An 8,725-nucleotide genomic window follows, 5' to 3' on the forward strand; every position below is an offset into this window, starting at 1 on the left:
GCGGCGAACACCGGGAACGTCCCGTACAACTCCCGGCCCATGCCGGCGCGCTGCGCACCCTGACCCGAGAACAACAGTGCGAGCTGGCCCCGCTGCCCGCCCGGGCCGGTCACGACAGCGCCGGAGGGCTCGCCCGCCGCCACGGCTTCGAGGCCCGCCAGCAGCTCGTCCCGGCTCCCGCCGGACACGACCGCCCGGTGCTCCAGCACGGACCGCGACGCCACCGACGACCACGCCACGTCGAGCGGACGCGGGGCGTCGGTGTCGCTGAGCCACTGCGCCCAGCGTCCGGCCTGCGCCGACAGCCCCGCCGCGTCCCGGGCCGAGAGCAGCACCGGCACCACCGACGGCGTCCGGGACGGCTCGTCGCCGGCGTCCGGCTCGTCCCCGCCGGTCGGCGCGGGCGGCTGCTCCAGGATCAGGTGGACGTTCGTACCGCTGATGCCGAACGACGACACGGCGGCCCGGCGCGGCCGGTCCACCGCCGGCCAGGGACGCGCCTCGGCCAGCAGGGACACCGCACCGGCGGACCAGTCCACGTGGGGGGTCGGCTCGTCGAGGTGGAGGGTCTGCGGGAGCAGGCCGTACCGCATCGCCTGCACCATCTTGATCATGCCGGCGACGCCGGCGGCGGCCTGGCTGTGGCCGATGTTCGACTTGATCGAACCGAGCAGCAGCGGCCGGTCGGCGGGGCGGCCCTGGCCGTAGGTGGCCAGCAGGGCCTGCGCCTCGATGGGGTCGCCGAGCGTCGTTCCGGTGCCGTGCGCCTCGACGGCGTCGACGTCGGCCGTGGTCAGTCGCGCGTTCGCGAGGGCCTGCCGGATCACCCGCTGCTGGGCCGGCCCGTTGGGGGCGGTGAGGCCGTTGGACGCGCCGTCCTGGTTGACGGCGCTGCCGGCGATCACGGCGAGCACCTGGCGGCCCTGCCGCCGGGCGTCGGAGAGCCGCTGGACCAGCAGCACGCCGACCCCCTCCGACCAGCCGGTGCCGTCGGCGTCGGCGGCGAAGGACTTGCAGCGCCCGTCCGGGGCGAGGCCGCCCTGGCGGGAGAACTCGACGAAGGCGCCCGGGGTCACCATGACGGTGACGCCGCCGGCCAGCGCCATGTCGCACTCGCCGCCGCGCAGCGCCTGGGCGGCCAGGTGCACCGCCACCAGGGACGACGAGCAGGCGGTGTCGACCGTCACCGCCGGGCCCTCCAGCCCGAAGGTGTAGGACACCCGGCCGGAGATGACGCTGTGCGCGCCGCCCGTGAGCTGGTAGCCGGCCAGTTCCGCCGGGGTGTCGGTGGTGCCGTAGCCCGACGGGGAGGCGCCGACGAAGACGCCGGTACGGCTGCCGCGCAGCTCGTCCGGGTCGATCCCGGCCTGCTCCATGGCCTCCCAGGACGCCTCCAGCAGCAGGCGCTGCTGCGGGTCCATGGCGACCGCCTCGCGCGGCGAGATGCCGAAGAAGCCGGGGTCGAACGTGGTGGCGCCGTCGACGAAGCCGCCCTCCCGGGTGTGCGAGACGGGTCGGCCCTCGGCGTCGACGGCCAGCAGCCGGCCCATGTCCCAGTGCCGGTCCTCGGGGAAGCCGCTGATCCCGTCGCGCCCGGTGGCGACCAGGTCCCACAGGTCGTCCGGGTTGGCCACGCCGCCCGGGTACCGGCAGCTCATGCCGACGATGACGATCGGGTCGTCGTCCACCGGCCCGGCGGGGCCCCAGGTGGTGACGGTGTCGACCTCGTGCAGGCGCAGCGTGGCCGAGAGGTGGTCGGCGAGGGCGGCCGGGTTCGGGTAGTCGAAGACGAGGGTGGTGGGCAGGGTGAGCCCGGTGGCGGTGCCGAGCCGGTTGCGCAGCTCGACCGCCGTCAGCGAGTCGAAGCCCAGTTCCTTGAACGCCCGGTTCGCCTTGACCAGCTCGGTACCGGAGTGGCCGAGCACGGCGGCGGTGTGCGTGCGTACGAGGTCGGTCAGGTAGCGGTCCTGTTCGGCGCGGGGCAGCGTCAGCAGGTGCTGCCGCAGCCCGCCGCCGGCGGTGTCCTCCGGTTCCGCGTCGACCACGCGCAGGGCGTCGCGGGCCTCGGCGATGTCGTCGAGCAGGGGGCGGGTGCGGGCGGCGGCGAACGCCGGGGTGAACAGGGACCAGTCGACGTCCGCCACGGTCACCGACGGCACGGCGCGGCCCACCGCGCTGCGCAGCGCGTACACGGCCTGGGCCGGGGACATCGGGCTGAGGCCGCGCCGGGCCAGCAGCTCCTGGCCCTCGCCGCTGGCCATGCCGCCGTCGGCCCAGGGGCCCCAGGCGACGGCGGTGGCGGCCAGGCCGCGGGCCCGGCGCCGCTCGGCGAGGGCGTCGAGGAAGGCGTTACCGGCGGCGTAGGCGGCCTGTGCGCCGCTGCCCCAGATGCCGGCGATGGAGGAGAAGAGCACGAACGCGTCGAGCGGCCGGTCGCCCAGCAGCTCGTCCAGGTGCACCGCACCGGCGATCTTGCCGTCCAGCACCTCGGCCAGCCCGGCCAGGTCGGTGTCGGCCAGCATGGTCAGCTGGCCCACCCCGGCGGCGTGCACCACCGCCGTGAGCGGCGCCTCGTCGGCGTCGACGTCGCGCAGCAGCGCCTCGACGCGGGCGCGGTCGGCCATGTCGGCGGCGACCAGGGTCACCCGGGCGCCGAGCGCGGTCAGCTCGTCGCGCAGCTCCGCCGCCCCCGGGGCGCGCTCGCCCCGGCGGCTGGTGAGCACGACGTGCGCCGCGCCGTTGGCCGCCACCCAGCGGGCCACGTGGGCGCCGAGCGCCCCGGTGCCACCGGTGATCAGCACCGTGCCCGACGGCTGCCAGCGCTCGACCGTGCCGACGGCCGCCGGCGTGGCGCGTACCAGTCGCCGCACGAACACGCCGGCGGGCCGCACGGCGACCTGGTCCTCGTGGCCGCCGCCGGTCAGGACGCCCACCACGCGGTCCCAGTCGGTCCGGTCGGGCCCGTCCGGCAGGTCGACCAGGCCGCCCCAGAGCTGCGGGTGTTCCAGCCCGGCGACCCGGGCCAGGCCCCACAGGCCGCCCTGGGCGACGCTGCGGACCGGGTCGGTGTCCCCGGTGCCGACCGCGCCCCGGGTCACCATCCACAGTGGTGCCGCGACATCGGCCGCGTGCAGGGCCTGCACCAGCGCCATCGTGGCGGCCGTGCCGAGCGGCACCGCCGGCTGACCGGGGTGCGGCCGGTCCAGCAGGCCCAGCAGGGAGACGATGCCGGCGAACCGGGCGTCTCCCTCGGCCCCGGCCACCCGCGACGCCACCTGCTCGCGCTCCGCCGTCGGGTCCACCGCCAGCCGGGACACCTCGCCGCCGGCGGCGGTCAGCGCCCCCGCGAGTGCCTCGGCCCACTCCGTCGCGGGCGCGTCGCCGGCCGGTTCCACCAGCAGCCAGCGGCCCGACGGGCTGATCGGCGCGGGGGCGGCGGTCCGCTTCCACACCACCCGGTACGACCAGCCGTCGACGACCGCGTCCCGCAGCCGGGCCTTGCGCCAGGACGACAGGACCGGCAGGGCCGGGGCCAGGACGTCCGCCCCGTCGTCGCCGAACTGCGCCGCCAGCGCCGCCACGTCGGAGCGCTCCACCGCCGACCAGAACTCGACGTCCACCACGTCCGGGCTGACCGGGCCGGTGACCGACGCCGGCATCTGCTCGGGCCAGTAGCGCTGCCGCTGGAACGCGTACGTGGGCAGGGCGACCAGGGTCGCCCCGGCGCCGGAGTAGAGGGCCGGCCAGTCGACGGTCGCCCCGTTGACGTGCAGCTCGGACAGCGCGGCGAGCAGGGCCGGGGCCTCGGGACGGTCGGCGCGCAGGACGGGCACCGCGATGACGGGGGTGTCGTCGGCGTCCGTCGGCTCCCGCCCGTCCAGCACGTCCCGGGTCATCGCGGTCAGCACGCTGCGCGGGCCGATCTCCAGGAACGTGTCCACGCCCGCGTCGCGCAGCGCGGCGACCCCGTCGGCGAAGCGGACGGCCTCCCGGACGTGGCGCACCCAGTAGTCGGCGGTGCGGATCTCGTCGGCGTCGGCGAGCGCGCCGGTCAGGTTCGACACGATCGGCAGCGCCGGCGCGGCGAACGTCAGCCCGTCGAGGACGGCCCGGAACTCGGCGAGCATCGGCTCCATCAGCGGGCTGTGGAACGCGTGGCTGACGGTGAGCCGGCGCGTCCGCGCGCCCCGCTCCTGCCAGAGCCGCTCGACCTCGTCGAGGGCCTCGACGGCGCCGGAGACCACGACCGAGGTGGGCCCGTTGACCGCCGCGACGCCGACCCGGCCGGCCAGGGCCGCGATCGACTCGGCCACCGCCTCCTCGGGGGCGGCGACGGCGAGCATGCCGCCGCCGGTGGGCAGCGCCTGCATCAGCCGGCCCCGTGCCGCCACCAGTGCCGCCGCGTCGGCCAGGGACAGCACCCCGGCCACGTGCGCGGCGGCGACCTCGCCGATCGAGTGACCGCCCACGAAGTCCGGCACCACACCGAACGACTCGACGAGGCGGAACAGCGCCACCTCGACCGCGAACAGGCCGGCCTGGGTGAAGACGGTCTGGTCCAGCAGCTCCGCCTCGGGGGTGCCCGCGTCGGCGAACAGCACCTCCCGCAGCGGGCGCGGCAGCAGCGGGTCGAGCCGCCCGCACACCTCGTCCAGCGCGGCGGCGAAGACGGAGAACTCCGCGTACAGCTCCCGGCCCATGCCGGCGCGCTGCGCGCCCTGGCCGGAGAAGAGCACCGCGAGCGGGCCCCGGTCGGCGGCCTGCCCCGCGACCACCGCGCCGGACGGCTGCCCGGCGGCGAGGGCGCGCAGCCCGGCCAGCAGGTCCTCGCGATCGGTGGCGGTGAGCACCGCGCGGTGCTCCAGCGCGGAGCGCGACACCACCGACGACCAGCCGACGTCCACCGGTCGGAGGGTCTCGTCGCCGTCCAGCCACCGGGCCCAGCGGCCCGCCTGCGCGGTCAGCGCGGCGTCCGACCGGGCGGACAGCAGCACGGGCACCACCGGCAGGGTGACGGCGGGGGCCGGACGGGCGTCGGCGGGGGTCGTGCCGTCGGCGTCGGGGGCGGGCGGCTCCTCCAGGATGGTGTGCGCGTTCGTGCCGGAGATGCCGAACGACGAGACCGCCGCCCGCCGGGGACGGTCGGTCACCGGCCACGGCCGGGCCTCGGTCACCAGCGACACCTCGCCCGCCGACCAGTCCACCTTGGGCGTCGGCTCGTCCACGTGCAGGGTGGACGGGACGAGCCCGTGCCGCATCGCCATCACCATCTTGATCACGCCGGCCACGCCTGCGGCGGACTGGCTGTGACCGATGTTCGACTTGATCGAGCCGAGCAGCAGCGGCCGGTCGGCGGGGCGGTCCCGCCCGTACGTGGCCAGCAGCGCCTGCGCCTCGATCGGGTCGCCGAGGACGGTGCCGGTGCCGTGCGCCTCGACGGCGTCCACGTCGGCCGTGGTCAGTCGGGCGGTCGCGAGGGCCTGCCGGATCACCCGCTGCTGGGCCGGCCCGTTGGGCGCGGTGAGGCCGTTGGACGCGCCGTCCTGGTTGACGGCGCTGCCCCGGATCACGGCGAGGACGGGGTGCCCCTTGCGCTGCGCGTCCGACAGCCGCTCCACCAGCAGGATGCCGACGCCCTCGGACCAGCCCGTGCCGTCGGCGGCGGCGGCGAACGACTTGCACCGGCCGTCGGGGGCGAGCCCCCGCTGCCGGGAGAAGCCCACGAAGGGGCCGGGGGTGGCCATGACGCACACGCCGCCGGCCAGGGCCAGGTCGAAGTCGCCCTGCCGCAGCGCCTGGCACGCCAGGTGCAGGGCGACCAGCGACGACGAGCAGGCGGTGTCGACCGTGACCGCGGGGCCCTCCAGGCCGAGGGCGTACGCGATCCGCCCGGAGACGACGCTGGTGGCGGTACCCGTCAGCAGGTAGCCCTCGTCGGTGCCCTCGGCCTCGCTCTGCGGTCCCATCCCGTAGCCGTTGGCGGCGGTCCCGACGAAGACGCCGACCTTCTGCCCGCGCATGGACGCGGGCGCGATCCCCGCGTACTCGAACGCCTCCCACGACGTCTCCAGCAGCAGCCGCTGCTGGGGGTCCATCGCCATCGCCTCGCGGGGCGAGATGCCGAAGAACTCGGCGTCGAAGTCGGCCGCGTCGTAGAGGAAGCCGCCCTCCCGGGTGGTGGACCGGCCGGCCCGGTCGGCGTCCGGGTCGTACAGGTTGTCCAGGTCCCAGCCGCGGTCCGTCGGGAAGCCGCCGATCGCGTCGCCGCCGGAGGCCACCAGATCCCAGAGCTGCTCGGGGCTGGCGACGCCGCCCGGGTAGCGGCAGGACATCGCGACGATCGCGATGGGCTCCCGGGCGGCAGCGGTCAGCTGCTGGTTGAGCTGGCGGAGGCGGCCCGTCTCCTTGAGCGACGCGCGAAGCGCCTCGACGACCTTGTCTGCGGACGTAGACATCATGAGCTCCGTACTGGGGACACGGTCAGGAATCGGTTCCGTCAAGCGCCAGCCTGACGAGGGTGTCGGTGTCGAGGTCGTCGAGGTCCAGGGCCTCGTCGACGGACTCGGCACCGGCACCGCCGTCGGCGTCGGTGAGATTGAGCAGCAGGTCCAGCAGGCCGGCCTCGCGGATGCGGGCCAGCGGGATCGTCGCGAGCGCCTGCCGGACGGCCACCTCCGCCGGGTCGCCGTCGTCGGCCTGCGCCGCCTCGGGCACCAGTCCGTCGAGCAGGTTCTCGGCGAGCACGGCCGGGTTCGGGTAGTCGAAGACGAGGGTCGCCGGCAGCGACAGGCCGGTGGCCCCGGTCAGCCGGTTGCGCAGCTCGACCGCCGTCAACGAGTCGAACCCGAGTTCCTTGAAGGCGCGCTGGGGCTTGACCCGGTCCGTGCCCGCGTGGCCGAGCACGGCGGAGGCGTGGGTACGGACCAGGTCGACGAGGTGCCGGACCCGCTCGGGGCGGGGCAGGGTGAGCAGGTGGTCACGGAGGGCGTCGGCGACGCCGCCCGGCTGCTCCCCGGTGCGGGCGTGCAGCGCCTCCCGGACCTCGGCGATGTCGTCGAGCAGCGGTCGGGGGCGGGCCGAGGCGTACGCCGGGGCGAAGACCGCCCAGTCGACGTCCACCACGGTCAGCGCCGCCCGGGGCAGGCCGACGGCGTACCGCATGGCGTGCACGGCCTCGGCCGGTGCCATCGCGGTCAGGCCGCGCCGGGCCAGCAGTCGCTGGGCCTCGCCGGTGGCCATGCCGCCGTCGGCCCAGGGTCCCCACGCCACTGAGGTCGCCGGCAGGCCCCGTCCGCGACGGTGCTCCGCCAGCGCGTCGAGGAAGGCGTTGCCCGCGGCGTAGGCGGACTGCCCGCCGCTGCCCCACACCCCGGCGATGGAGGAGAAGAGCACGAACGCGTCCAGCGGCCGGTCGCCGAGCAGGGCGTCCAGGTGCAGCGCGCCGGCGACCTTGCCGTCGAGCACACCGGCGAACGCGGCCAGGTCGGTATCGGCGATCAGGCCGGACTCGCCGGCGCCCGCCGCGTGGACCACGGCCGTCAGCGGCGCGGGGTCCTCGTCCAGCCGCGCCAGCAGTGCCGCCACCTGGTCGCGATCGGCCACGTCGCAGGCGACGACCGACGCCCGGACGCCCTGCGCGGTCAGTTCCTCGCGCAGCTCCGCCGCCCCCGGGGCGCGCTCGCCCCGGCGGCTCGTCAGCACGACGTGCGCGGCGCCGTTGGCCGCCGCCCACCGGGCCACGTGGGCGCCCAGCGCGCCCGTGCCGCCGGTGACCAGCACCGTGCCGGACGGCCGCCACCGCTCCGCCGCCTCGGGGGCGGCGGGTGCCGAGCGGACCAGTCGACGGACGAACACCCCGGAGGGGCGTACGGCCAGCTGGTCCTCGTCGCCGGAACCGGTCACCACCCGCGCCAGCCGGTCCCACGCCGTCGCGTCGACCTGGTCGGGCAGGTCCACCAGTCCACCCCACAGCTGCGGGTGTTCCAGGCCCGCCACGAGCCCCAGGCCCCAGAGTCCGCTCTGGGCGACGCCGTGCACCGTGTCCCCGTCGCCGGTGCTGACCGCGCCCTGGGTCAGGCACCACAGCCGGGCCGTCGCCCCGCTGTCGTGCAGGGCCTGGAGCAGCAGCAGCGTGGCGGCCGTCCCGACCGGCACGGCCGGGTGGGCGGGGTGCGGCTGGTCGCGGAGGCCGAGCAGGGAGAGCACGCCGGTGACGGGCCCGTCGGCCAGCGCGTCGGCCAGCCGTCGGGCGAGGCCCGCCCGGTCGGTGCCGACCGGGTCGACGGTGAGCCGGACCACGTCGGCGCCGACCTCGGCGAGGGCCTTGGTGACCGCCTCCGCCCGGGTGCCGTCCGCCAGGTCGTCCTCCGCCGTCACGAGCAGCCACACGCCGGGCCGCGCCGGGTCGGCGGTGATGTCGGTCCGCTTCCATCCGATCCGGTACGACCAGCCGTCCACGACGGCTCGCCGCGTGCGCGCCCGGTGCCAGGTCGACAGGACCGGCAGGGCAGGGGCGAGGGCGTCCAGGGCCGCGCCGTCGTCGCCGAACTGCGCGGCGAGGGCGGTCAGGTCGGCGCGTTCCACCGCGTCCCAGAAGTCGGCGTCGCCGCCGTGGGTGGCCGTCTGTCGTGGCCGGCCCGCCGGCTCGGGCCAGTACCGCTCCCGGTGGAAGGCGTACGTGGGCAGGTCCACCCGGCGCGCGCCCGTGTCGGCGAACCACGGCCGC

Annotated in this window: 2 protein-coding genes; both read right to left on the minus strand. The window is 76.6% G+C overall.

Annotation, left to right across the window (positions count from 1 at the left end):
* Positions 1 to 6,455 (minus strand): type I polyketide synthase (locus ACSNN9_RS26355; RefSeq protein ID WP_436675924.1); only part of this gene is annotated, 6,455 nt, incomplete at its 3' end.
* Between the two features lie 25 nt (positions 6,456 to 6,480).
* Positions 6,481 to 8,725 (minus strand): SDR family NAD(P)-dependent oxidoreductase (locus tag ACSNN9_RS26360; RefSeq protein WP_436675926.1); only part of this gene is annotated, 2,245 nt, incomplete at its 5' end.

The organism is Micromonospora sp. URMC 107, from assembly GCF_051386315.1.
Lineage (GTDB): Bacteria > Actinomycetota > Actinomycetes > Mycobacteriales > Micromonosporaceae > Micromonospora.